26 protein-coding genes are annotated in these 21,675 nt (G+C 58.1%); 13 read left to right on the top strand and 13 right to left on the bottom strand.

Annotated features, from left to right (window positions below):
• Positions 1-43: 43 nt before the first annotated feature.
• Complete coding sequence (locus ASD46_RS19910) at positions 44-1,081, bottom strand: GlxA family transcriptional regulator (protein ID WP_003515714.1); 1,038 nt, start codon at positions 1,079-1,081, stop codon at positions 44-46.
• Between the two features lie 272 nt (positions 1,082-1,353).
• Entirely contained in the window at positions 1,354-1,572 is a 219-nt protein-coding gene (locus ASD46_RS19905) for a hypothetical protein (protein ID WP_025593690.1), read from the bottom strand.
• 239 nt (positions 1,573-1,811) lie between these two features.
• Here ASD46_RS19905 and ASD46_RS19900 point away from each other — a divergent pair, with 239 nt between their 5' ends.
• The gene (locus ASD46_RS19900) at positions 1,812-2,750 is read left to right on the top strand and encodes a LysR family transcriptional regulator (RefSeq protein ID WP_003515711.1); all 939 of its coding nucleotides are present in this window, start codon (positions 1,812-1,814) and stop codon (positions 2,748-2,750) included.
• 64 nt (positions 2,751-2,814) lie between these two features.
• Here ASD46_RS19900 and ASD46_RS19895 read toward each other — a convergent pair whose 3' ends face one another.
• Entirely contained in the window at positions 2,815-3,735 is a 921-nt protein-coding gene (locus ASD46_RS19895) for a methylenetetrahydrofolate reductase (RefSeq protein ID WP_025593688.1), read from the bottom strand.
• 105 nt (positions 3,736-3,840) lie between these two features.
• Complete coding sequence (locus ASD46_RS19890) at positions 3,841-4,617, bottom strand: formyl transferase (RefSeq protein WP_025593687.1); 777 nt, start codon at positions 4,615-4,617, stop codon at positions 3,841-3,843.
• Between the two features lie 192 nt (positions 4,618-4,809).
• Between ASD46_RS19890 and ASD46_RS19885 the strand changes: the two genes are divergently transcribed.
• Positions 4,810-4,971 (top strand): entericidin A/B family lipoprotein, encoded by a 162-nt coding sequence (locus tag ASD46_RS19885; RefSeq protein WP_003515706.1) that lies wholly within the window; start codon positions 4,810-4,812, stop codon positions 4,969-4,971.
• A 135-nt stretch (positions 4,972-5,106) separates the two neighbouring features.
• Complete coding sequence (locus tag ASD46_RS19880; protein WP_029658772.1) at positions 5,107-5,874, top strand: phosphodiester glycosidase family protein; 768 nt, start codon at positions 5,107-5,109, stop codon at positions 5,872-5,874.
• 1 nt (position 5,875) lies between these two features.
• Here the strand turns inward: ASD46_RS19880 and ASD46_RS19875 are convergent, their stop codons facing one another.
• Both ASD46_RS19875 and ASD46_RS27165 read right to left on the bottom strand, forming a co-directional pair.
• On the bottom strand, positions 5,876-6,226 hold the full coding sequence (locus tag ASD46_RS19875) for a hypothetical protein (protein ID WP_003515702.1): 351 nt from the start codon (positions 6,224-6,226) through the stop codon (positions 5,876-5,878).
• 390 nt (positions 6,227-6,616) lie between these two features.
• Positions 6,617-6,883, bottom strand: a complete 267-nt coding sequence (locus ASD46_RS27165; RefSeq protein ID WP_025593682.1) for a hypothetical protein — start codon at positions 6,881-6,883, stop codon at positions 6,617-6,619.
• On the opposite strand from ASD46_RS27165, the gene ASD46_RS19865 reads away from it, so the two are divergent.
• Positions 6,882-8,285: an L-serine ammonia-lyase gene (locus tag ASD46_RS19865; RefSeq protein ID WP_013636313.1), complete on the top strand. Its 1,404-nt coding sequence runs from the start codon at positions 6,882-6,884 to the stop codon at positions 8,283-8,285. The genes ASD46_RS27165 and ASD46_RS19865 overlap by 2 nt on opposite strands.
• Positions 8,286-8,350: 65 nt before the next feature.
• On the top strand, positions 8,351-8,788 hold the full coding sequence (locus ASD46_RS19860; protein ID WP_013636312.1) for a DUF1489 family protein: 438 nt from the start codon (positions 8,351-8,353) through the stop codon (positions 8,786-8,788).
• Between the two features lie 96 nt (positions 8,789-8,884).
• On the opposite strand, the gene ASD46_RS19855 is transcribed toward ASD46_RS19860, so the two are convergent.
• The 3 genes from ASD46_RS19855 to ASD46_RS19845 form a co-directional block, all read right to left on the bottom strand.
• Positions 8,885-9,493, bottom strand: a complete 609-nt coding sequence (locus ASD46_RS19855; protein ID WP_019566128.1) for a transglutaminase-like cysteine peptidase — start codon at positions 9,491-9,493, stop codon at positions 8,885-8,887.
• A gap of 643 nt (positions 9,494-10,136) precedes the next feature.
• Entirely contained in the window at positions 10,137-10,754 is a 618-nt protein-coding gene (locus tag ASD46_RS19850; RefSeq protein WP_003515693.1) for a PilZ domain-containing protein, read from the bottom strand.
• A 183-nt stretch (positions 10,755-10,937) separates the two neighbouring features.
• On the bottom strand, positions 10,938-11,495 hold the full coding sequence (locus ASD46_RS19845; RefSeq protein WP_025593679.1) for a PAS domain-containing protein: 558 nt from the start codon (positions 11,493-11,495) through the stop codon (positions 10,938-10,940).
• Positions 11,496-11,855: 360 nt separating this feature from the next.
• Between ASD46_RS19845 and ASD46_RS19840 the strand changes: the two genes are divergently transcribed.
• Both ASD46_RS19840 and ASD46_RS19835 read left to right on the top strand, forming a co-directional pair.
• The gene (locus tag ASD46_RS19840) at positions 11,856-12,629 is read left to right on the top strand and encodes a rhomboid family intramembrane serine protease (RefSeq protein WP_013636308.1); all 774 of its coding nucleotides are present in this window, start codon (positions 11,856-11,858) and stop codon (positions 12,627-12,629) included.
• Positions 12,630-12,783: 154 nt separating this feature from the next.
• Positions 12,784-13,218 carry a CBS domain-containing protein gene (locus ASD46_RS19835; RefSeq protein ID WP_003515681.1) on the top strand — a complete coding sequence of 145 codons (435 nt, stop codon included), beginning with the start codon at positions 12,784-12,786 and terminating at the stop codon, positions 13,216-13,218.
• 136 nt (positions 13,219-13,354) lie between these two features.
• Here the strand turns inward: ASD46_RS19835 and ASD46_RS19830 are convergent, their stop codons facing one another.
• The 3 genes from ASD46_RS19830 to folE form a co-directional block, all read right to left on the bottom strand.
• Complete coding sequence (locus ASD46_RS19830; RefSeq protein ID WP_025593676.1) at positions 13,355-14,281, bottom strand: patatin-like phospholipase family protein; 927 nt, start codon at positions 14,279-14,281, stop codon at positions 13,355-13,357.
• Between the two features lie 98 nt (positions 14,282-14,379).
• Positions 14,380-14,832, bottom strand: a complete 453-nt coding sequence (hisI, locus tag ASD46_RS19825; RefSeq protein WP_013636306.1) for a phosphoribosyl-AMP cyclohydrolase — start codon at positions 14,830-14,832, stop codon at positions 14,380-14,382.
• 27 nt (positions 14,833-14,859) lie between these two features.
• Positions 14,860-15,486, bottom strand: coding sequence for a GTP cyclohydrolase I FolE (folE, locus tag ASD46_RS19820; RefSeq protein ID WP_003515674.1), 627 nt, complete (start codon positions 15,484-15,486; stop codon positions 14,860-14,862).
• Positions 15,487-15,769: 283 nt separating this feature from the next.
• Here folE and ASD46_RS19815 point away from each other — a divergent pair, with 283 nt between their 5' ends.
• The 4 genes from ASD46_RS19815 to thrS all read left to right on the top strand — a co-directional run bounded on the left by ASD46_RS19815 (position 15,770) and on the right by thrS (position 19,232).
• Positions 15,770-16,216 (top strand): iron-sulfur cluster assembly scaffold protein, encoded by a 447-nt coding sequence (locus ASD46_RS19815; RefSeq protein WP_025593674.1) that lies wholly within the window; start codon positions 15,770-15,772, stop codon positions 16,214-16,216.
• Between the two features lie 3 nt (positions 16,217-16,219).
• Positions 16,220-16,579 (top strand): membrane protein insertion efficiency factor YidD, encoded by a 360-nt coding sequence (gene yidD / locus ASD46_RS19810; RefSeq protein WP_013636304.1) that lies wholly within the window; start codon positions 16,220-16,222, stop codon positions 16,577-16,579.
• Complete coding sequence (locus tag ASD46_RS19805; RefSeq protein WP_025593671.1) at positions 16,576-17,097, top strand: DUF1697 domain-containing protein; 522 nt, start codon at positions 16,576-16,578, stop codon at positions 17,095-17,097. The genes yidD and ASD46_RS19805 overlap by 4 nt, the downstream gene beginning before the upstream one ends.
• A 131-nt stretch (positions 17,098-17,228) precedes the next feature.
• The gene (gene thrS / locus ASD46_RS19800) at positions 17,229-19,232 is read left to right on the top strand and encodes a threonine--tRNA ligase (protein WP_003515666.1); all 2,004 of its coding nucleotides are present in this window, start codon (positions 17,229-17,231) and stop codon (positions 19,230-19,232) included.
• Between the two features lie 57 nt (positions 19,233-19,289).
• Here thrS and ASD46_RS19795 read toward each other — a convergent pair whose 3' ends face one another.
• Entirely contained in the window at positions 19,290-20,270 is a 981-nt protein-coding gene (locus tag ASD46_RS19795; protein WP_003515664.1) for a hypothetical protein, read from the bottom strand.
• A 110-nt stretch (positions 20,271-20,380) separates the two neighbouring features.
• Here ASD46_RS19795 and ASD46_RS19790 point away from each other — a divergent pair, with 110 nt between their 5' ends.
• On the top strand, positions 20,381-20,962 hold the full coding sequence (locus tag ASD46_RS19790; protein ID WP_025593669.1) for a nitroreductase: 582 nt from the start codon (positions 20,381-20,383) through the stop codon (positions 20,960-20,962).
• A complete protein-coding gene (locus ASD46_RS19785; RefSeq protein WP_025593667.1) occupies positions 20,962-21,573 on the top strand; it encodes a flavin reductase family protein in 612 nt (203 codons plus the stop codon). The genes ASD46_RS19790 and ASD46_RS19785 overlap by 1 nt, the downstream gene beginning before the upstream one ends.
• Positions 21,574-21,675: the final 102 nt, after the last annotated feature.

Here is a 21,675-nt window from a genome sequence, read left to right as displayed (position 1 = left end):
ACTGAGGTGAGGGCTTTTTTCGCGCTCGAAGTTTAAAGCCGCGTCAGTGCGCGGCTTTGCCCTGGCTCGCGGTTGCCATCCGCGAAGCGCTGATCAGCAGCTTGCGTTCCGCCCGTTCCTGTTGCGGCGTGCGATTGTAGATTTCGCGATAACACTTTGAGAAATGCGAAGCGGAGACGAAACCGCAGGCAACGGCAACCTCGACCACCGGCATGGCCGATTGCACCAGCAGGTGGCGGGCGCGGTCCAGGCGGATTTCAAGATAGTAGCGGGCTGGAGAGCGGCCCATTTCCTGCCGGAAGAGACGCTCCACCTGTCGGCGCGACAGATCGGCCGCATCGGCGATGTCGAGCAGCGACAGCGGCTCGGACAGATTGCCTTCCATCAATTCGATGATCGACAGGACCTTGCTATTCTGAACGCCGAGGCGCGCACGCAGCGGCAGGCGCTGGCGGTCGTTGGGGCTGCGCACCCGGTCCGTCAATTGCTGCTCGCAGACGCGGTTGACAAGATTTTCGCCGAAATCCTGACCGATCAGGCTCAGCATCATATCGAGCGATGCGGTGCCGCCGGCGCAGGTATAGATGTTGCTGTCCACCTCGAAGAGATCGGCATAGACTTCCACCTGCGGGAAGGCTTCGGAAAAACCAGGCAGGTTCTCCCAGTGGATCGCACAGCGTTTGCCGTTCAAGAGACCAGCCTGCGCGAGGATATGCGCGGCGGTACAGAGGCTGCCGATGGCGATGCCGCGATTATAGGCTTCACGCAGCCAGGCATTGACGGATTTGTTGATGTGCTGGTCGACATCGATGCCCGAACAGATGATCGCCATTTCAACGCGGTTTTCGCCGCTGACATATCGGCGCTCATCGGCAAGACAGGTGTCGACCTCAAGACAGATGCCGCTTGATGACATGACCTTCTGGCCGTCGAGCGAGGCAAGGCGCCATTCGTAAGCCTGATACCCCAGCATGCGATTGGCGATGCGAAGCGTTTCAACCGCTGCGGCGAACGGCAGCATGGTAAATTGCGGAATGAGAAAAAAGACGATTGAGCGTTTCTTCTGGGAGTTCCTGCTCATTTGCCCGTGCTCCGTTGCGAATACGCAATTCCTCCCTTGGAATCGGTCTTCTGGATGTCCTGTTTCCGACATCTTTAACGAAAAATACGCCGTGAAATCCGGGCTGTCAAAAAATAGCTTTTGAAATATGCAAAATTTGCGACAAGCCTTTTTAAAGGGCGTCGTGTCGCATGTAAAACAGGCAGGTCATTTTACGCCTATGCCGGCGCGTCTCGGGATTGACGGGGATGGCTCGCAAGTCCTGAGACGGTGGCGAGCCATGGGGTTGCGCATCATTTGCGGACGACCCTGATGCGGTTGCTGTCGGTTGTCGGCCATCCAATGTCCTTCAATGTTTCAGGCGGCAAACCTTCCAGCGCGCGGAGCATTCTTGCGCGCTTCCATGACGTATGGAGAGCGGAAATCTGTCCGGACAGGCGCTGGAGCCAGCTACCGGTCGAGGGGCGTTGCGACGAACGGCTCGCTGCGGGGTGATAATGTATCATGGCCATGTCTTGATCCTTTCGTGAACCACGATCCTGTTTACGACTTCGGTATGCGCTTACATATCTCATCAAACAAGAGAATGAATTTTATGTAATTCATCAATTTTAGGAATGAATTGCGTTCGCCGCCTGCCGGACTTTCTGTCTATCCGTGATGGGCCAGCGCTTCATTCCGACAAGGTGTTAGTTGCCCTGTCATTCGATGTCCCGGATGGTGCGCCTGTGTTGACATTCAATCAAACGAAATGATATCCATCTATAAATCAAAATATTTGAAGGTTCGTGCCATGACCGTAACTTTCCGCCAACCGTTGCCGCTGCTGGATAACGACATTCTGAGAACCTTCGTCGCGATTGCCGAGACCGGGAACTTCTCCACCGCTGCAGAGGTGGTGTTCAGAACGCCGTCCGCCGTTTCCATGCAGATAAAGAAGCTGGAGGAACAGCTGAAGACGACGTTGTTCCTGCGCGATGCCCGCTCGGTGACTTTGACGGCGCATGGCGAAACGCTTCTTACCTATGCGCGCCGCATGATCGCGCTGTCTAACGAGGCCGTGTCGCGTTTCGTCATGCCTGAACTGTCTGGCGTCGTCAGGCTCGGTGCGCCGGAAGATATTGGCGAGCGCGGTTTGCTCCCGGGTATCCTCAAGCGTTTTGCCGAGGTTTTCCCCGGCATCATGATCGATGTCACGATCGATTCCAGTTCCAATCTCTACAAGCGCATGGATGAACGGCGGCTGGATCTGGCACTGGTCAACTGTGCGTCGCATCCGCTGCGGGATACGGGCGAGGTGCTGATGCGCGAACGTCTCGTCTGGGCCGGGGCAAAATGCGGTACGGCCTATCTGCGCGATCCGCTGCCCATATCGATCTGGGAAGAGGGCTGCATCTGGCGTTCGGAAGCGATCAACTCGCTTGAAAAGCGGGGTCGCAATTTCCGCGTGGCCTATCTCAGCGGCCATACCATGGCGCAGCGCGCAGCAATTGCCGCCGATCTCGCCATCGCGCCCCTGCCGCGCTCCTATGTGCAGAACGACATGGTCATTCTGAGCGACAAGGAGGGCCTGCCGGAACTTGGTTATTTCGATATTCGCCTGATCACGGGCGAAAGACCCTCGCGCCCCATCCTTGCGGTCGCGGAAAGCATCCGCAACGCCTTTGTCGAGGTCGCCAAGGCGGCCTGAGGTAGATCTTTATAACGGGAATGCGCGACGGCGAGCGTCCGTCGCGCCATAGGCAAAGGTGGGCTTAGATCGCTACCGTGCCCCGTTTTGTGGAAAAGTCCGCATCGCCGGTTTGCCAGCTTCCACGACCCGCCAGCCAGTCTGCCGAATTCTGGAGCCCACCAAATGGGAAAACGTGGATTTGCCGGATCGGCCCTGCCGGATTTGCCTGCCAGTGCCGTTCGATAGGGCCGACCACGCTTTCCGGTGAATGCCCCTTGGCCAACGTCGTCAGGGAGAGCGCGTTCTTTTTCAGATAGGCAATGGAATTGCCGACACCGCAGAGAGCTGCATATTTCAGCAGCGTCGTTATCCTGGCCGGACCGGAGACGCCGATATGCACCGGCAAGTCTATGCCGGAGGCGGCAAGTCCTTCCGCCCAGGCGATGAAGCGCGTGGGGTCGAAGCCGAACTGGGTGACGATGCGCATTGCTGCATCGCTTCTTTCGGCAAAATCACACTTCAACTTCAAGGCGGCCGTCGCCGTCTCATCGCTGAAATCGGGGCTGCCTTCGGGATGGCCGGCGATTGCAATCTGATTGATCCCGCAGCGATCGAAGATGCCGGTCGACAGCATATCCATGCTGGATGCGAAGGGACCAGCCGGCGTGGCGACGCCACCGCCGACTACCAGCACATCCGACACACCCGCTTCGCCTGCCAGCCGCTTCACCTGCTCCTCGAATTCCACGCGAGACGATATGCGCCGTGCCGCGAGATGCGGCACTGGTGTGTAGCCGAGATCGCGAAGGTGTTTTGCAGCGTCGACCAGCCTGTCCTGCGAGGCCTGTCCGGTGTCTGTCAGATAAACACGCACGCCCTGTGGAAAGATACCGGCAAGACTTGCCGGGCCGAGCACCTGTGCGGGTGAGGCTTCAATGGAGGCGGCAATGGCGGGAGAGGTCGAGATATCGTGCAATTTGAATTTGGTCCTTTTCCTTATCATGCATCGGTTTTTTGCCCACGTCTTTGCCTGTTGCGGCAAGACAGCCCTGCATCTGCGACGAAGCTTGATTTCATGCGTTTGGCTGGCGGCAATGGCTGGTTGTTCTCACCAGACACGTTTGGTGAGGCCGTTCCACAGCCATGTCCAGATCGTCGGCGGAAACCGCAGCACCGATTTGCCAGGCAAGGGCGGTTGCGGCGCAAGGCTGCCGGAAAGGGCGTCCTCGATAGCGCTGACCGCAATATCGACCGAGGCGGCGGTCAGAAGCAGGGGGTAGGTGGCAATGGTATCGGAAGGCGAGGGCTTCAGCCGCTTTTCGTAAAGGGTTGCGCCGGTATCCACGCCCTTGTCGACCAGATGCACGGTCGCGCCGAAATTACCCCGGTCCTTTTCCACCAGCGCCCAATAACCGCCCATCTGGCCGCGATAGGCGGGATTGATGCCGGCGTGGAAATTGATGACCGGGCAGCGCAGGGCTTGAAGGGTTGCCGGTGTCAGAAGGCGGCAGGAAATGGTGAAGATCGTCGCCGGTTGCAAGGTGTTGATGGCCTTGTGGCACTCTTCGTCGTTCAGGGAGGCAACATGTGTAACAGGAACTGCCTGGCCGAGATCGGCAGAGAGGCCATGTTCGGCAATGATCTCATTGGTGCGCCGAACAGTGAAGCGTTTGCCGAGCCGGGAGGCGATCATCGTCGCCATCTGGCCTGCGGCTGTCATCCAGCCGAGCCGCCGCGCCCGTCTTTTCAGAATGGCCGATTTGCTTTCCGCCTGCTCCACGATGACATGGATATCCGGAAACCGGGCGGCCAGCGCATTGATCATGACATTGGGGTTCAGCCCCCCCGCCGTCATCACCAGTAGCCGATTGTTTATCTCAGTCATGTCACCCACACGATTTTCCCGATCATGATCCCTGCGCCCGAGTTTCCCTCGCGAAGTTCAAAACCATGTTAATTTTCACCGACGGGATTTTTTCAAACGCCGGTGGAACCGATTTCCAATGCTCACGTTATTGTGACGCATATCACATCGGCGCTTGCCTTTGGACGGCAAGTCATAGGGGAGTTATTTCAAATGATCACACGTATTCTTTCGACAGTTTTCGTGGCTTTGTTGACCGTCGTGACCTTGAGTTCCTGCGGTAATACCATTCGCGGCGTTGGCCGGGATACGGCAAATGCAGTGGACGCCACGCAGGACGCAGGTCGTAGCGTAGACCGCGCCGCGCGTCGCTAAGTCTCTCCCCTCCAAGGTCTGGCGTCTCCCTGAATGAAGGGGACGCCTTTTCTTTTACCTGATTTCACCGTCACAGTTCATGAAGTAAGAATCGCGCCGTATTAAGATGGGGCGAGAGGGCATGAGCGGGCGTTGATGAAAAGACTGGTGACGAAAAGACTGATTAGCTTGCTGCTGCCATTGCTTTTGCCGTTTTCGGCTAAGGCGGGCGGACAGGTGGATTTCTGCAAAACCATGGAGCATGCGGGCGGACGTTACATCGTCTGCAGTTTCGATCCGGCGAAAAGCATGATTCGGATTTACGACCGCGATCATGTTTCGGGTGAGGGATATCGCTCCTTCTCCGATCTCTCCTCCGCCCTGTGGCGGCAGCACATGTTCAGCGTTTTCGCCATGAATGGCGGCATGTATCATTCCGACTATTCTCCCGTTGGCCTCTTTGTCGAAAACGGCGTCGAACGTTCGCCGATTATTACCGCCGGCGGGTGGGGCAATTTCCATCTTCTGCCGAATGGCGTGTTTTATCTGAAGGGTGCAATGGCGGGCGTTCTGGAAACGCAGGGCTATGTCTCTGCCGGCTTGAAGCCTGATTTTGCCACCCAGTCCGGCCCGATGCTGGTGATCGATGGAAAGCTGCATCCGCGATTTCTGCCCGATAGCGACAGCCTGAAACGCCGCAACGGCGTCGGCGTGTCGCGCGATGGCATGGTGCATTTCGCGATTTCGGAAAACACCGTGCGTTTTTACGACTTCGCGACGTTGTTCAGGGATGCGCTGGATGCGCCAAACGCGCTGTATCTCGACGGGACGATTTCCAGTGTCGACATTCCCGCGATGAAAAGGCGCGATTCCCTGTTTGCCATGGGGCCGATTATCGCTGTCGTCGACAGGGTGCCTGACTAAGTCAGATCGGCGCCTTGGGGTAGGCTTTTTCGAGGCCTGCCGATGCCGTCAGTCCCTTGCGGAAGGCCAGATAGGCAGGATGCTGGCTGGCCTTGGCCGCTTCCGTGATGCGTATCTGCAGGCGGGCAGGGGCATTACAGCCCAGCCATTCGCCTGATGTCTCGAGTTTCAGACTGTTGAGGAAGCGGGCATTGGCCTGTTGATCGAGATAGAGATTGAGGCCGGCCAGCAGGTTTTCATCCTGCAACACGTTTTCCATCAAAAGCAGCACCCACGCCTTGTCCTCGCTTGCAAGCGAGGCAAGTTTCGATGCGACCGTCTCGCGGTCCGGAAAAGATGATGCCTGCTGCATGTAATGACGAATCCCGTTGCCGTTTTCTGTCGATAAGGCACAGCCGAAAGGCTTTCAAGGCACAACAGTCCGGACACTGAAATTCAACTCTGGAATGCCGATTGCCGCTGGCTTCAACAGGCGTTTGTGCGAAACCTTCATAAACCAGTTACACTTTGGTTCAAATTGAGGCTAACGGCAAAAAGGGGTAACCCGAAAGCCCCGATCTAAAGCCTTGTTTTTTCACACACCTATGCAACTGACGAATGGCAGCCCGTCAAAAACGCCTTCATTTAGCCGCTTTTTGCATTTGCGTTCTGCGCCGGATTTTAATAAATGCTTCCCCCAACGGGCCCGGTCTTGAAGATCGCCCGGAGAGTGAATAGCTGGAGTAATCATGGAAGAAACCGCTCAGAAATCCTGTTGGGCCGTCACCTTGCGCGCGCTTGCAGGCTTTGCCGCATTTCTCGCATTGACGTACATTTTTGGCAGCCCATAAGCACTTCTCATGAATGACGGGTTTTGAAACGGCGCGGTTTCCTCTGGAAACCGTGCTGTTTTCGTTTCTGCGGCCCGCATGTCGCAGCTGCAAAAGCCGGTGCCGCTCTTTTGTGGCGATCCGTCGCGGCTTTGGATATGATGGCGGTGGAATCCATTCTTATTCAAGGTAAGCCTCATGTTTCTTTCGGTCTTCGACGTCTTCAAGATCGGTATCGGTCCTTCCAGCTCGCATACGATGGGGCCGATGACGGCGGCGAACCGCTTTCTTGCGCTTATCCTCGGTGATGAATGGCCGCGTCCGGCGGGTGCTTCCGTGTCGCGCCTGAAGGTCAGCCTGCACGGTTCGCTTGCCTTTACCGGCATTGGCCACGGCACCGGCCGTGCGGTCATCCTCGGCCTGACGGGCGAGCGGCCGGATCTCGTCGACCCCGACGCCATGGACCCGATCATCGAAAAGGTTGAAAAGGCCGGTACCGTGTCGCCACCCGGCCACCCCTCCTATGAGTTCAACCCAGCCGAGGATCTGGTCTTCGACAAGAAGAACCCGCTGCCCGGCCATGCCAACGGCATGACCTTTTCCGCCTTCGACAATCAGGGCAGGCTGCTTCTCAAGCGCATCTATTATTCCGTCGGCGGCGGTTTCGTCGTGACCGATACGGAACTGGAGGCGATCAAGCAGCGCGGCAAGACCATCGATAATGGTCCGCGTGTGCCTTATCCGTTCGCCACGGCGCGGGAAATGCTTGAGATGGCGGGCCGCTCCGGCCGCACCATCGCCCAGATGAAGCGCGCAAACGAAGAAACGGTAATCTCCCGCGACGAGCTGAACGAGCGCCTCGACCAGATCTGGGAGGCGATGAACGGCTGCATCGAGCGCGGGCTGAAGGTGGATGGTATCATGCCGGGTGGCCTGAAGGTGCGCCGTCGTGCCCGCTCCATCTACGAGAAGCTGAATGAGGAATGGCGCAGCAACCGGCTCAATCCTGTCATGGCGAATGACTGGTTGAGCGTCTATGCCATGGCCGTGAACGAGGAAAATGCTGCGGGCGGGCGCGTGGTGACAGCGCCGACCAACGGTGCTGCGGGTGTCGTTCCGGCCACGGTCCGGTATTTCCGGCATTTCCACGAGGATGCGACCGTTGACGATGTTCGCGATTTCCTGCTGACGGCGGCCGCAATCGGCGGCATCATCAAGCATAATGCATCTATTTCAGGTGCCGAGGTCGGCTGTCAGGGCGAGGTTGGGTCCGCTGCCGCCATGGCGGCCGCAGGCCTTGCCGCCGTCATGGGCGGTTCGCCAGAACAGGTGGAGAATGCCGCCGAAATCGCGCTCGAGCATCACCTCGGCATGACCTGCGACCCGATCGCCGGTCTGGTGCAGGTGCCCTGCATCGAGCGCAATGCGCTGGGTGCGGTGAAGGCGGTAACGGCGGCTTCCCTGGCGCTGAAGGGTGACGGCCAGCATTTCGTGCCGCTCGATGCCTGTATCGAAACCATGCGCCAGACCGGCAACGACATGAGCGACAAGTACAAGGAAACTTCCACCGGTGGTCTTGCCGTCAACGTTGTGGAATGCTGAGCGGGCAGGGCGTCAGGCATGGTCCACATGCTTGACGCCCGACGCAAAAAGGCATTGATAAGCATATGCCTCTACATCTTATAAAACTTTGCGTCGGAGCGGATTCACTCCAGGATTTGAGAGACTGGGTCGCGCATCGCTCGCTGACCGCGATCGCCGCTGGCCTTGAGCCGCACAGCGTCCACACCACGCGGATGATCCCGAAACGGCTTGACGAATTGCTGGAAGGCGGTTCGCTCTATTGGGTCATCAAGGGCCAGGTGCAGGCACGGCAGAAACTTCTCGACATACGTTCCTTCAAGGGCGACGACGGGATTACCCGCTGCGATCTCATTCTCGGCCCCGAGGTGATCGAGACGTCGCCTGCGCCGAAGCGACCGTTTCAGGGTTGGCGCTACCTCAAGGACAACGAGGCCCCACGCGATCTCGGCGGCGGTGATTTCGGCGGCGAGGAGATGCCCTCCGACCTCAAGCGGGAACTGGCCGAACTAGGCCTGCTCTGATCGTCAATGGATGTGATTGAAATGAAAAAGCCGGCTTCCTTCGCGGAGCCGGCTTTTTCTTTTGGGGAGACGGTATTTGCGTGGGTTTGGGTGGCTTCAGTTGATGCCGCCAACCGCAGTGGTGGCGCGGCCATCCTGTATTTTCACCCAGCGTCCGGGATTGGCGGTGTCCTGACGCTTCAGGTAGGTATATTCGGTCTCCGACCAGTTCATAACCTTGTTGCGCATGTTGTCGAGGACGAAATCACCGCGATCGGTGCGAACGGTCAGAACTGCATGGCCTTCGCCATTCGGCTGCAGAACAACCGTGATCAGCAGGTTATTGGCGGAGAAGCCCTTGTTCATCAGCATTTTGCGCTTCAGAAGCACAAAATCTTCGCAATCGCCGACCGTGGTGGGGTAGGCCCAGCGCTCTTCGACGCCGTAGATTTCCATGTCGGTCATCGGCGTGATCGTGGTGTTGGCGGTATAGTTGACGTCCAGCATCGTCTTCCAGCGCTCTTCGGTCAGTTTCATCGGGCCGTTGTCCAGCGATGTCGGCTGGCATTCGCTCTGATAGGTCTGGCAGAACTCGTAGTGGCCGATCGGCGGGTTGGCCTTGCCGATCACGCGCATGGCGGCGGATGGCGAAGCGCTGGCCTGATGGGCGATGGCGCTGACGATGAATGCGATCAGAAAGAAACCGAAACGGTTGTTTTTGTTCATTGCTTGTCTCCCCGTGTTGAGGAGACACTCGCATGTATATTTTGACCCCGCGGAAAGATGCGCGTGTCAATTTGAGCTTATATTTCAGCAAATTAGCGCTTGTTTTGAACTGTATTCGAGTTAGTTTTTACGCGTGTTTGAAGCAAGTTTTATTACAATTTTACGCATCTCGACCTTAGGTTTTTGGTAGCCATTTAGGCTGCTGTATTGAAAGCGATTTTCGGCACAGAGATATTTTTGCGATGATGGGTAGTCAGGCCGCGGAGCGTATCGAAGACGCGGATTTCCCGTTTTGGGATTGGTGTTTCAAGTCGGGACAGGGCAAAAAGGCAGCGAAAAAAACTTCAAGAAAACTGTTTTTTTCTTGGAAAAAATGCCTGGAGCAGTATTTTAAACTGTCAGCGCAAATGCACGAGCGGCATTTTTGTAGACGAAAGCAGTCTGCTCCCATCATTCCGGCCTTGAGCCGGAATCGGATCGATGTGCGCCTGCGTGGCGGGAAAAGCTCTTTCGGCGCAGAGACTTGTGCTGGCTGTAGTCCGGCTCACGGCCGGAGCGCCGGAAAGCGATTGCCGTGACAAGATCTAGCGAATGCCGCACTTGCCGCACGGACATACCGCTCCACGGTATTACGGGAAATGACCTAGAGAAATTCGATCAGGGCGTCGGGCGACTGGACCCGGTCGAATTCGACCGCAACGCCTTCCATGAAGTGGCGTACGATCTTGCCGCTCATGTTCTTGCCAAGCTGGACCCTGGTGCCGAGTGGAGGCCGGTTTTCGATCTCGATGGCTGCGCCCGACAAGGAAAGGTCGATCAGCCGGCAGGCGAGAAGCACGCCGTCTTCCAGCATCAGATGTGCCCGGGTATTGCGTGGTGTCAGGCGGTCGTGGCGGCGGTCTTCCGGCAGGCCGAGCAGCTGGCGTTTGGCGATCCATGCGAGCTGGGCGGCCAGCTTTTCCCGCTTGCGTTCGGGCGCATTGATGGCAATGACGAAGCCTGACGCGGTAAGCGCCGTAACCGTTCCTTCGATGCGACCGATATGCTGGAGATAGGAGATGACGCGATCACCGTTGCGCGCAATGCCCGAGCAGGCGAACAGCGCTCTTTCGGCGGTCATCTCGGTTGCGGTGCAATCATATTCCTGGTGATCGGGCAACATGAGGCGGCCGGTGAAGGACACACGGACGGGATCGTCGAAGTGAACCTCTTCAACCGGACGCAGGGTTTGGGCAGTGTTGACCGAACGTGATGAGAACATGGCAGCGCAATTGTAACCAGTGATGATGACAAATCTCTACGCCGCCCGGGTTAACAGACTGTATTGTTTAACCCTTACAATTTTTGCAATCGTCAAAATCGTTACAGCTTTGACGTATTTCGTACGAAATTCCGGCGCGATCATACGCGATCCACCCTCACCATGCGGGGTGGGATGCGGCAGTCAGCGGGTTACCGCATGCGGCATCACAGCGGTTCGCGCATTCGTAGAATACGTTGTCGGCGCGATATCCATGCGTAGCAGGCGGCTGCTTTTCATGACGAGGCAACTGATCGGTGCTGCGAATTCGTGACGGGGCCGTTCCGGCAGCAGCGCTCCGAGCAATCTCGGGGCTGTGTCATTATCCGAACTTAGTGGCAAGAGCAGCATTTCGAAAGCAAGCGGCGCCGCGCCATGGTCGTCCTCCGCTTCGATATCGAACACCACGGGCAATTGATGTTGCAGGATGCCGCGTGCGACACGGCAGGGGAAGGTGGCACTTGCCGCTGGCCACAGATCCGAGAACGGGCTGTCGCGCAATTCCCGGCCGAACAGGTCGCACAGGTGCGTGCCTGCAAGGCGGAAGAATGGCGTCCTTTCTCCCTTGTCCACGAGGATGAAGAGGTCGCCGAGATGATGTTTCAGCTTTGCGGGATCGAAGTCTTCTCGGCGGGGCGCAGGTTTATTGCCGCGCAGCGTGTCCCAATAGGCATATATCTCCAGTCCGGCCATGCTCTTCATAGCATCGTTCTCCATGTTCGTTTTTGGGACATCATGTCCATCCGAACGTCTGTTACTTGTGGTGTAGCGAATTTCGTGCCAACCGATTTTGTTAAGGTTAACAAATGGTTGAGATTGCGCGACGACCAAGCTCGTGGCATCGCTGCGGCCATGTCGGGGACATGCTCCCAGTCAGCACAATTAATGCTTTCGCCCGTAATTTTACGGCGGGCGTGCAGGCCGGACTGCCCTTTGGGTACACGCGCTTGAACCGATTGCGGTTTTTGCGTCGTGGCCCGAAAAGCAGGACGGCTTTTTTTTCGCGCGGGCTTCCTATATTGCTCGGGAGACGCAAATTTCCACAAAAACAGGGATGGAATCATGTCCAACGGCGACGGCGAACAGCCGCCGGTTTCGGAAAGTCAGGAACTGAAAGAGGACGCACATAATCCCGTCTTCAACCTGCCGCCGCTTCTGGTCGGCATATTGGCGGCGCTGCTCTTGGCCTTTGTGGTTCCGGCCTATCTTCTTTCGGAGGATGGCAACGGCTGGTTCATCTTCACCTTCGGCTTCATTCCGCTGCGTTACGCGGTGCCATTATCCCAGCAGGGGCTGGAATGGCTCTGGACGCCAGTGACATATTCTTTTTTGCACGGCGGCATCGAGCATATTCTTTTTAACGGATTGTGGTTGATGGCCTTTGGTGCGCCGGTTCTGCGCCGGATCGGAACGCTTCGCTTCGTACTGTTATGGTGCATATCCGCCGCCGTTTCAGCTTTTGGCCACGCGGCGCTGAACTGGGGCGATGTGACGGTTCTGATCGGAGCATCTGGTGTCGTTTCGGCCCTGATGGGAGCCGCGTGCCGTTTCGCTTTCCCGTCACGCGGCGGCTACAGCGCCTCTTTCGGCCATCTGATGCCGAGGCAGAGCATTGTCGCGGCGCTTTCGAACAGGACCGTGCTGATCTTCACGCTGATGTGGCTTTTCGGCAATGTCCTGATCGCGGTCGGCGTGCCGCTGTTTGGCGATGTCGGCGGTGAAGTCGCCTGGGATGCCCATGTCTTCGGCTTTCTGCTCGGCTTCCTGTTCTTCGGCCTGTTTGATCGCCCGATCCGCGGGAACCTTTCCAGTGGAAGTGTGGAACACCCGCTTTAGGGCGATCACGCTCCTTGTCGGCCGTGGCGCAAATTTGCTTGTGCAGGTCCCATCCGGGATTGCATTCGCATAGGCCTCAGCGCACCATGTTCCATGATTTGCAACCGCGGAGAGACTTCGCCGCGTTGCAGATTGCTGACAGGAGGAGGAAGGCATGGCAACATTCGTAAAAGATCTTCTCGACCGCAAGGGCCGGAATGTCGTGACTGTGGGACCGAGCGTAAGCATCGGCGAGGCGGCAGCAACGCTGAATGCGCACAAGATCGGTGCACTCGTCGTGACCGATGCCGACGGCGTCGTTCTCGGTATTTTCACGGAACGCGATCTGGTGAAGGTCGTGGCAGGCGAGGGCGCTGCCTCCCTTCTGCAATCCGTTTCGGTGGCCATGACGAAGAACGTCATCCGCTGTCATCACAATTCCACCACCGACGAATTGATGGAAATCATGACCGGAGGGCGGTTCCGCCATATTCCGGTTGAGGACGACGGTCGTCTTGCCGGCATCATCTCCATCGGTGACGTGGTAAAGGCGCGGATCGGCGAGATCGAGGCGGAAGCCGAACATATCAAGGCCTATATCGCCGGATGAGGTTTCGTTTCCGGCGCGTCCGCAATAGTCATTTCGAAACGACTACGTCATTCCTGTGACACGCGCAGGAATGACGGCCTAGGAGGCTGCGGCTACCGCAAGCTGGAATGCTCAGCACGAATATTTGTAGTGTACGTTAGCGTCGGAACGCCTGCTGCATGCGCTCCAGCTCGGGAACGCGGGCGCGTGTTTCCTCGTATCCCCTGTCGATGGCTTCGCTGGCGCGATGGAATTCCGACAGGCCGATATCGTTGATACGGGGATGCAGCATAAGGTCGGGCGGGTCGCCCGCCAGACGCGAGCGCGAAATCCGGTCCTGAATGATATTGAAGGCCTGCACCATGACGCCCGGCAGGCCAGGGCGCGGCGGACCTTCCAGGGAAGGTGCTGCGCCATTAGGGGGCGAAGAGGAATGTTTGACCACGGCAGAGCGGCCGAACAGATCGTAATTGAGATTGACGGCGACGACGAGCGCCTGCTCATAGGCCCTGCAGACCGAAACCGGCACGGGGTTGACGAGAGCGCCGTCGATCAGGGTGCGGCCGTTGCATTGCACGGGCTCGAAAATGCCGGGCAACGCATAGGATGAGCGCAGTGCGGTGACGAGGTCGCCCTGGTGAATCCAGACCTCGTGGCCGGTGCGCAATTCCGTGGCGACGGCGATGAAAGGGTGCTCGAGGTTTTCGACGCGCAAGCCTTCGAGATGCTCCTGCATGCGCTTGGTCAGCCGCATGCCGCCGAAGAGACCGCCGCCGCCGATCGTCAGATCGAGCAGGCCGGCAATGCGCCGCATCGTCAGCGAACGGGCAAATTCCTCCAGCTCGTCGAGCTTTCCGGCGAGATAACAACCGCCGACCAGCGCGCCTATCGAGGTTCCGGCAATCATGCCGATCTTCACCCCGGCCTCGTCTAGTGCCCTCAGGACGCCGATATGGGCCCAGCCGCGCGCAGCACCACCGCCGAGCGCAAGCGCAATCCGGCGCGTATCAACGACCTCTTTGACGATTGTTTCGGTGTTGCCAGCCGCAAGAGCATTGTGACGATTGCTTCCCCAGCCCAACATGACCGTACACTCCCTGCCTGCTCCCAGGACCCGGTCTGTTCCTCCCCGAATCCTGAATTATTGGTAGCAAATTGGTGCGGCGGATGGAAGGTGGCCGTTCACGTGCCAGAATAGGTAGTCGCCGGGTCGAAATGGCGGGTATCGTCGGTGATTCTGGTGACGGCATTGCCATCGGCCAACTCGACCGTGCGGTAGAAGCAGGAGCGACGGCCGGTATGGCAGGTTGCGTCATGGCCGGCGACGGAGACCTTCAGCCATACGGCGTCCTGATCGCAATCGGTGCGGAATTCCTTCACGGTTTGCAGGTTGCCGGAGGTTTCGCCCTTTTTCCAGATCTTGTCGCGCGAGCGGCTGTAATAGTGGGCGATGCCCGTTTCCAGCGTCAACGACAGGGCTTGCGCATTCATATGGGCGACCATCAGCAATTCACCATCACGCGCATCGGTGACCACGGCGGTGACAAGGCCGTGGGCATCGAATTTCGGTGAGAAGAGACCTGAATTTTCAAGCACTTCCTTGTCCGCAGGCGCGGACGGAAACGAAATGGACATTGCTACCCCGGGGAAAAAGCGGAACCGTTAGCGGTTCCGCACCATGGTCATGAAGCGCACCTGCTCTGCCGGGTCGTTCTTGAAGGTGCCGGTGAAGCTGGTGGTGAGGGTCGTGGACCCCTGCTTGTTTACGCCGCGCATGGACATGCACATATGTTCGGCGTCGATCATGACGGCCACGCCGCGCGGCTTCAGAGTTTCCTCGATGGATCTTGCGATCTGCGCGGTCATGTTTTCCTGCGTCTGCAGGCGGCGGCCAAAGATTTCGACGACGCGGGCGATCTTCGACAGGCCGAGCACGCGCCCAGCCGGAAGATAGGCGACATGCGCCTTGCCTACGATCGGAACCATGTGGTGTTCGCAATGGGAGAAGAAGGGGATGTCGCGCACCAGCACCACATCGTCATAACCGCCAACTTCCTCGAAGGTCGTGCCGAGAACGTCCTGGACGTTCAGCTCATAACCGGCGAACAGTTCGCGATAGGCCTTGGCAACGCGCTTCGGCGTGTCCAGGAGTCCTTCGCGGGCGGGATTTTCTCCTGCCCAGCGCAGAAGAACGCGCACTGCTTCTTCCGCTTCCGTCTGGCTTGGGCGAGCCTCTGCCACATCGGGTTTTGCGCCAGCGCCGGGGAAATTCTTCACGATCGCATCCATTCCGTCTCTCCCGATGCGGGTCAAGGCCGCACCTGAACTTTGTTTTTCGTAGCGGGGACTTCGTCCACCGTTGCTGCTATCTGGTTGTTTTACAGCATTTTGGCAAGGCCGATGCTGATATTTCGGTATCGGAGCCGTTAATTTCATATCGGCTTGATGTCCAGGAAGCTCGTTAGCATATAATGGGAATGAAGGGCAGGAAAGCTCCACTGCGACAAACGCTGTGTTTGAAAAAAATATCCTGTCCCGTTTTTGGGCATTCTTGAACGCCGGATACCTGATGATGGACGATATCTACAACAACCGAATTCTGGAATTTGCCGGAAATATTCCGCTGACCGGCGTGCTTGATGATGCCGATGCCAGCGCTGAAAAACACTCGCGGCTGTGCGGTTCCAAACTCAAGGTCTATCTGAAGGTGGAAGGCGGCATCGTCACGGCTTTTTCACATGAGGTTCGCGCGTGCGCGCTCGGCCAGGCATCCGCCTCGATCATGGCACATCATGTCGTCGGCGCCTCCAGCGGTGAGATCCGGCAGGCGCGGGAAGACATGCTTGCCATGCTGAAACAGGGCGGCGAGGGGCCAACAGGCCGTTTCGAGGATATGCGGGTGCTTTCACCCGTCCGGGATTTCAAGGCACGCCACGCCTCGACCATGCTGACCTTCGAAGCAGTGGTCGATGCTCTCGACCAGATCGAAGCCCGGCCGGTTCTGAACGCTGCGGGTTAGGCGATGTGCGGTGAACCGGACTGCGGACATCAGAAGACGGGGGAGAAGGTCGGGCGATCCCGCAACTGGGGGGGAGTCTTTGCGAAGACCCCAGGCCGTCTTTTCGGTGTTGGCTTCATCCGGCTCTATCAGCTGACTTTGTCGGGTTTCGTCGGCAATTCCTGCCGCCACATTCCTACCTGTTCCGAATATGGCTATGAGGCGATCGCCCGCCACGGACTTTGGCCGGGCGGGTGGATGACGCTGTTTCGCGTCGCGCGTTGCGGTCCGGGCGGCACCAGCGGGCTGGACCCCGTGCCGGAAACGCTGGCCGCTGACAAGCACTGGTGGACGCCCTGGCGATACTGGATGCTGCATCGATGACCTATGTCGCTCTTCTGCACAGCATCGTGCTCGGGGCGGGCAAGCGGCTCATCATGGCCGATCTGCGTGAAATGGCGCAGGAGCTGGGCTTTGAGGAATGCAGGACGCTGGTTGCGACCGGAAATCTGGTCTTCCGTGCACCGGAGGCGCCTGTCTGCGAAATCGAGGAGGCGCTGGAGCGCGCCTTTGAAAAACGGTTCGGCAAACACGTCGATATTCTCGTTCGCTCAGCGCCTGATTGGCTGGCCCTGACTGCCACAAACCCGTTTCCGGATGGCAATCCACCGGATGTCTGCGTAAGGGTGATGCGCAAGCCGCTTGCCGGGGATTATCTTGGACTCTTGGAGAAGTACCGCCAGAAGGAAAAGATCGCCATTGTCGGCGGTGACCTGTGGATCGACTTTTGCGGCAAGCCAAGCGAAAGCCGGCTTCTCTCTGCGCTGACCACGAAGAAGCTCGGCATCGGCACGACCCGCAACGCCAATACCGTCAATGGAATTGCCGAAATGCTTCGCTGAGCCGCCGTTCACCTTTGACTGGAACGGGAAAATTCTTTATCAGCCTGCCTGCCCATCTGCGAAAGAGGGCGTTCTTTTTATTCCAACACCACCCGCATTCGTTGGCGGGACTGGATCAGGAGCATTCGACGATGTCACAAACCGTTTCCCTTACATTTCCCGATGGTTCCGTACGCAGCTATCCCGCCGGCACGACCGGCCGCGAGGTCGCCGAATCCATCTCCAAATCGCTTGCGAAGAAGGCTGTCGCCATTGCGCTTGATGGCACCGTGCGCGATTTGTCCGAGGCAATCACCGATGGCAAGATAGAAATCGTCACGCGTGAGGACAGCCGCGCGCTGGAACTCATCCGCCACGATGCCGCCCACGTCATGGCCGAGGCCGTGCAGGAGTTGTGGCCCGGCACGCAGGTGACGATCGGCCCTGTCATCGAGAACGGCTTCTATTACGACTTTGCCAAGAACGAACCTTTTACGCCGGAAGATCTGCCGAAGATCGAAAAGCGGATGAAGGAGATCATTCAGCGCAACAAGCCGTTTACCCGCGAAGTCTGGTCGCGCGAGAAGGCCAAGGAAGTGTTTGCCGCAAAGGGCGAAAACTACAAGGTCGAGCTGGTCGATGCCATTCCCGAAGGTCAGGACCTGAAGATCTATTATCAGGGCGACTGGTTCGATCTTTGCCGCGGCCCGCATATGGCGTCCACGGGTCAGGTCGGTACGGCCTTCAAGCTGATGAAGGTAGCCGGCGCCTATTGGCGTGGTGACAGCAACAATGCGATGCTGTCGCGCATCTACGGCACCGCCTGGGCGACCCAGGAAGAGCTGGACAATTACCTGCACGTTCTGGCCGAAGCCGAAAAGCGTGACCACCGCCGTCTTGGCCGGGAAATGGACCTGTTCCATTTCCAGGAAGAAGGTCCGGGCGTGGTCTTCTGGCACGGCAAGGGCTGGCGCATGTTCCAGACGCTGACGGCCTATATGCGCCGTCGGCTTGCCAATACCTATCAGGAAGTCAACGCGCCGCAGGTGCTGGACAAGTCGTTGTGGGAAACCTCCGGTCACTGGGGCTGGTATCAGGAAAACATGTTCGCGGTGAAATCCGCCCATGCCTTTACCCATCCCGATGACGAGGATGCGGACCAGCGCGTCTTTGCCTTGAAGCCGATGAACTGCCCCGGCCACGTGCAGATCTTCAAGCATGGCTTGAAGTCTTACCGCGAAATGCCCGTTCGCCTTGCTGAATTTGGCAATGTCCATCGCTACGAGGCTTCAGGTGCACTGCATGGCCTGATGCGCGTTCGCGGCTTCACGCAGGACGATGCGCATGTCTTCTGCACGGAAGAGCAGATGGCGGCGGAATGCCTGCGCATCAACGACCTGATCCTCTCGGTCTATGAGGATTTCGGTTTCAGCGAGATCGTCGTCAAGCTTTCGACCCGTCCGGAAAAGCGTGTCGGTTCCGACGATCTCTGGGACCGTGCCGAAAGCGTCATGATGGAGGTTCTGAAAACCATCGAGGAACAGTCCGGCGGCCGCATCAAGACCGGCATTCTGCCGGGCGAGGGCGCTTTCTACGGGCCAAAGTTCGAATATACGCTGAAGGATGCCATCGGTCGTGAATGGCAGTGCGGCACGACGCAGGTGGACTTCAACCTGCCGGAACGTTTCGGCGCCTTCTATATCGATCAGAACTCCGAAAAGACGCAGCCGGTGATGATCCATCGCGCCATCTGCGGCTCGATGGAGCGCTTCCTTGGTATCCTGATCGAGAACTTTGCCGGTCACATGCCGTTGTGGTTCGCGCCGCTTCAGGTCGTGGTCGCGACGATCACCTCGGATGCGGACGATTATGGCCGCGAGGTTGCCGAAGCACTGCGCGAGGCGGGCATGGCTGTCGAAACCGACTTCCGCAACGAGAAGATCAACTACAAGGTCCGCGAGCACTCGGTGACCAAGGTGCCGGTCATCATCGTCTGCGGACGCAAGGAAGCGGAAGAGCGCACTGTCAACATCCGCCGTCTCGGTTCCCAGAACCAGACGCCGATGTCGCTCGAAGACGCGATTACAAGCCTCGTGGAAGAGGCGACGCCGCCGGATGTGAAGCGCAAGCTTGCGGCGAAGAAGCAGGTTGCGTGACAAAAAACAACGGCCCCTTCGGGGGCCGTTTTCGTTACTGGCTGAGGGAAGTGCGGCCTATTCGAAATCGCCGGTCATGTCTTCCGGCGCCTGATCCTTCATCAGCACTTCCACATCGGCGTCCCGGCCGGACGTGACCTTGAAGTTGCGCTGGTAGACCTTGTCCTTGTTGCGGGCCATGGCGGTATATTCGCCTTCCGCCAGAACCATGGTCGAAAACGCGCTGACGCTTTCGTTCACAACGTCGCCGCCGCCGTTCAGCACCGACCAAGCCGTATCGGCAATGGCTTCGCCGCCCTGTTCGGAGACGAGCTTGAGCGTGATCTGTGCCGCCTGATGCTGCAGGGTCGCTTCGGTCAGCTTGCCTGCCTCCACCTGAATATCGGCGCGCACCACCGCATTGACGTTGCCGTATTCGGAAACGACATGATAGGTGCCGGCATTGAGGCGAACGACGGTGTTGGGCTTGATGTCGGCCATGACAAGGCCGCGCTCGCCATCCGGTCGTGCGTCGGAGGAATAGACGGAAAATTTGAGCTGGTTAGCGGAGATCTGTTTGTCGGAACCCGCGATCGCATTCAGAACGAAACCGCCAGCATCGAGAATCAGCACTTGTTTCTGGACATTACCGGAGCTCGGAACATTGAGTTTCTTGGTAACACCTGCGCGCCCGAAGGCAACGTTGACGAAATATTCGCCGGGTACCAGATGGAACTGCGCCGAACCACCTTCGGAGCTTGCCAGCATCGGCAATTTGCCGTCAGCGCCCGGAATGGGGCTGAAGACGCGCCAGGAAAGGCCTTCCTTCACCGCTTCGCCTTCACTCGTCAGTTTCGCTTCCATGTCAATATCACGGGCGGTGCTTGCGGGGGCATTCGGGGCGGTAGGAGCGGTGAACGCATTGAGTTTCGGCATTTTAGGCGTGCCGCCAAGCTGCTTGAAGTCCTTGAAAGCGTCTTGCGAAAAGGCTGCCTGTGATAAAACGCCGATCGCGGCGAACGCAATGGCCAGACGTGCCGCGATTTTGATTGCCGACATTTTCGATACCGATTGACTTCTTGATTTTCCCGCATCACTTCAAAACCAATGCCGTGGCTATTTCAAGGCCCATAATTTCGCGATGACAGCACAATGGAAGAATTTTGATCATGACAAGTGACATCAAGCTCCTCGACTATCTCAAGGTTCGCCGCTCCACCCCCGCCCTGCAACTTGCTGAGCCGGGTCCATCGAAAGCGGAAATCGAGGAAATCCTGCGCCTTGCCGTGCGCGTGCCTGACCATGGCAAACTGGCGCCGTGGCGCTTCATCGTTTATCGCGGCGAAGACCGCGTGCGTCTCGGGGAAGAAGCGCTCCGGATCGCGCTTGAGAAGAACCCGGAACTGGACCTGCAGCAGCAGGACGCGGAGCGCACCCGCTTCACGCGCGCTCCCGTCGTCATCGCCGTCATCAGCACCGCCAAGCCGCATTTCAAGATTCCGGAATGGGAACAGATCATGTCCGCCGGTGCAGTGTGCCTCAATCTCATCTTCGCCGCCAACGCCAATGGTTATGCGGCGAACTGGCTGACGGAATGGCTTGCCTTCGACCCGGCCTTCCTGTCGGAACTGGGGATTGCCGCAGACGAGAAGGTCGCCGGATATATCCATATCGGCTCGACGACATTCCCGCTTGTGGAGCGGCCACGGCCGGAGCTTGCGGATGTGGTAACCTGGGTTGGGGACGTCTGATGTTCTACACCACCGACACCAACCAGCACGGCCTGCCGCATGATCCGTTCAAGGCTATCGTCGCGCCCCGGCCGATCGGCTGGATTGGCTCTAAAGGCCGGGACGGCTCTTTCAACCTGTCGCCCTATTCGTTTTTCAACGCGATTTCGGACCGGCCGAAGCTGGTGATGTTTTCCTCCAGCGGGCGCAAGGACAGCCTTCGCAATGTCGAGGAGACCGGTGTCTTCACTGCCAACCTCGTCAGCCGCCACCTCGTCGACCGGATGAACGCGTCTTCTGCGCCGGTGAACTATGATGTCGACGAGTTCCGGCTTGCCGGTCTGACTGCCGTTGACGGGCGGGTGGTGGATGCGCCTTTCGTGGGGGAGGCGCTGGCCGTTCTGGAATGTCGCGTGACCGAGATCATCCAGCTGAAGGACATCGACGGCACGCCGGCGGATTCCTGGATGGTGATCGGGCAGGTCATGGCTATTCACATCGACGATGCGATCATTCGTGATGGTCGCATCGATATGGGACTGGCACGTCCGGTGGCCCGTATGGGTTACATGGACTACTGCGACGGCGGCAGCGACGTGTTTCAGTTGAAGCGTCCGTCTACTGCGCCGTAGAACTTCTTCGCCGGCAACTGTTAAATTTTATGGTGAACCAAACGTAAACTATTTGCGCCTAGAGTTTTATACATGGCGGCGGCAATGATGCCGTCGTCCATT

This window comes from Rhizobium sp. Root491 (genome assembly GCF_001427205.1).
Lineage (GTDB): Bacteria > Pseudomonadota > Alphaproteobacteria > Rhizobiales > Rhizobiaceae > Agrobacterium > Agrobacterium tumefaciens.
This window is presented reverse-complemented; position numbering and strand designations above follow the sequence as displayed.

What these genes read in the sequence shown, in the direction of transcription:
- ASD46_RS19910 (WP_003515714.1), bottom strand. Translation starts at nt 1,081, where the DNA reads ATGAGCAGGAACTCCCAGAAGAAACGCTCAATCGTCTTTTTTCTCATT.
- ASD46_RS19905 (WP_025593690.1), bottom strand. Translation starts at nt 1,572, where the DNA reads ATGGCCATGATACATTATCACCCCGCAGCGAGCCGTTCGTCGCAACGC.
- ASD46_RS19900 (WP_003515711.1), top strand. Translation starts at nt 1,812, where the DNA reads ATGATATCCATCTATAAATCAAAATATTTGAAGGTTCGTGCCATGACC.
- ASD46_RS19895 (WP_025593688.1), bottom strand. Translation starts at nt 3,735, where the DNA reads ATGATAAGGAAAAGGACCAAATTCAAATTGCACGATATCTCGACCTCT.
- ASD46_RS19890 (WP_025593687.1), bottom strand. Translation starts at nt 4,617, where the DNA reads ATGACTGAGATAAACAATCGGCTACTGGTGATGACGGCGGGGGGGCTG.
- ASD46_RS19885 (WP_003515706.1), top strand. Translation starts at nt 4,810, where the DNA reads ATGATCACACGTATTCTTTCGACAGTTTTCGTGGCTTTGTTGACCGTC.
- ASD46_RS19880 (WP_029658772.1), top strand. Translation starts at nt 5,107, where the DNA reads ATGAAAAGACTGGTGACGAAAAGACTGATTAGCTTGCTGCTGCCATTG.
- ASD46_RS19875 (WP_003515702.1), bottom strand. Translation starts at nt 6,226, where the DNA reads ATGCAGCAGGCATCATCTTTTCCGGACCGCGAGACGGTCGCATCGAAA.
- ASD46_RS19865 (WP_013636313.1), top strand. Translation starts at nt 6,882, where the DNA reads ATGTTTCTTTCGGTCTTCGACGTCTTCAAGATCGGTATCGGTCCTTCC.
- ASD46_RS27165 (WP_025593682.1), bottom strand. Translation starts at nt 6,883, where the DNA reads ATGAGGCTTACCTTGAATAAGAATGGATTCCACCGCCATCATATCCAA.
- ASD46_RS19860 (WP_013636312.1), top strand. Translation starts at nt 8,351, where the DNA reads ATGCCTCTACATCTTATAAAACTTTGCGTCGGAGCGGATTCACTCCAG.
- ASD46_RS19855 (WP_019566128.1), bottom strand. Translation starts at nt 9,493, where the DNA reads ATGAACAAAAACAACCGTTTCGGTTTCTTTCTGATCGCATTCATCGTC.
- ASD46_RS19850 (WP_003515693.1), bottom strand. Translation starts at nt 10,754, where the DNA reads ATGTTCTCATCACGTTCGGTCAACACTGCCCAAACCCTGCGTCCGGTT.
- ASD46_RS19845 (WP_025593679.1), bottom strand. Translation starts at nt 11,495, where the DNA reads ATGAAGAGCATGGCCGGACTGGAGATATATGCCTATTGGGACACGCTG.
- ASD46_RS19840 (WP_013636308.1), top strand. Translation starts at nt 11,856, where the DNA reads ATGTCCAACGGCGACGGCGAACAGCCGCCGGTTTCGGAAAGTCAGGAA.
- ASD46_RS19835 (WP_003515681.1), top strand. Translation starts at nt 12,784, where the DNA reads ATGGCAACATTCGTAAAAGATCTTCTCGACCGCAAGGGCCGGAATGTC.
- ASD46_RS19830 (WP_025593676.1), bottom strand. Translation starts at nt 14,281, where the DNA reads ATGTTGGGCTGGGGAAGCAATCGTCACAATGCTCTTGCGGCTGGCAAC.
- hisI (WP_013636306.1), bottom strand. Translation starts at nt 14,832, where the DNA reads ATGTCCATTTCGTTTCCGTCCGCGCCTGCGGACAAGGAAGTGCTTGAA.
- folE (WP_003515674.1), bottom strand. Translation starts at nt 15,486, where the DNA reads ATGGATGCGATCGTGAAGAATTTCCCCGGCGCTGGCGCAAAACCCGAT.
- ASD46_RS19815 (WP_025593674.1), top strand. Translation starts at nt 15,770, where the DNA reads ATGGACGATATCTACAACAACCGAATTCTGGAATTTGCCGGAAATATT.
- yidD (WP_013636304.1), top strand. Translation starts at nt 16,220, where the DNA reads ATGTGCGGTGAACCGGACTGCGGACATCAGAAGACGGGGGAGAAGGTC.
- ASD46_RS19805 (WP_025593671.1), top strand. Translation starts at nt 16,576, where the DNA reads ATGACCTATGTCGCTCTTCTGCACAGCATCGTGCTCGGGGCGGGCAAG.
- thrS (WP_003515666.1), top strand. Translation starts at nt 17,229, where the DNA reads ATGTCACAAACCGTTTCCCTTACATTTCCCGATGGTTCCGTACGCAGC.
- ASD46_RS19795 (WP_003515664.1), bottom strand. Translation starts at nt 20,270, where the DNA reads ATGTCGGCAATCAAAATCGCGGCACGTCTGGCCATTGCGTTCGCCGCG.
- ASD46_RS19790 (WP_025593669.1), top strand. Translation starts at nt 20,381, where the DNA reads ATGACAAGTGACATCAAGCTCCTCGACTATCTCAAGGTTCGCCGCTCC.
- ASD46_RS19785 (WP_025593667.1), top strand. Translation starts at nt 20,962, where the DNA reads ATGTTCTACACCACCGACACCAACCAGCACGGCCTGCCGCATGATCCG.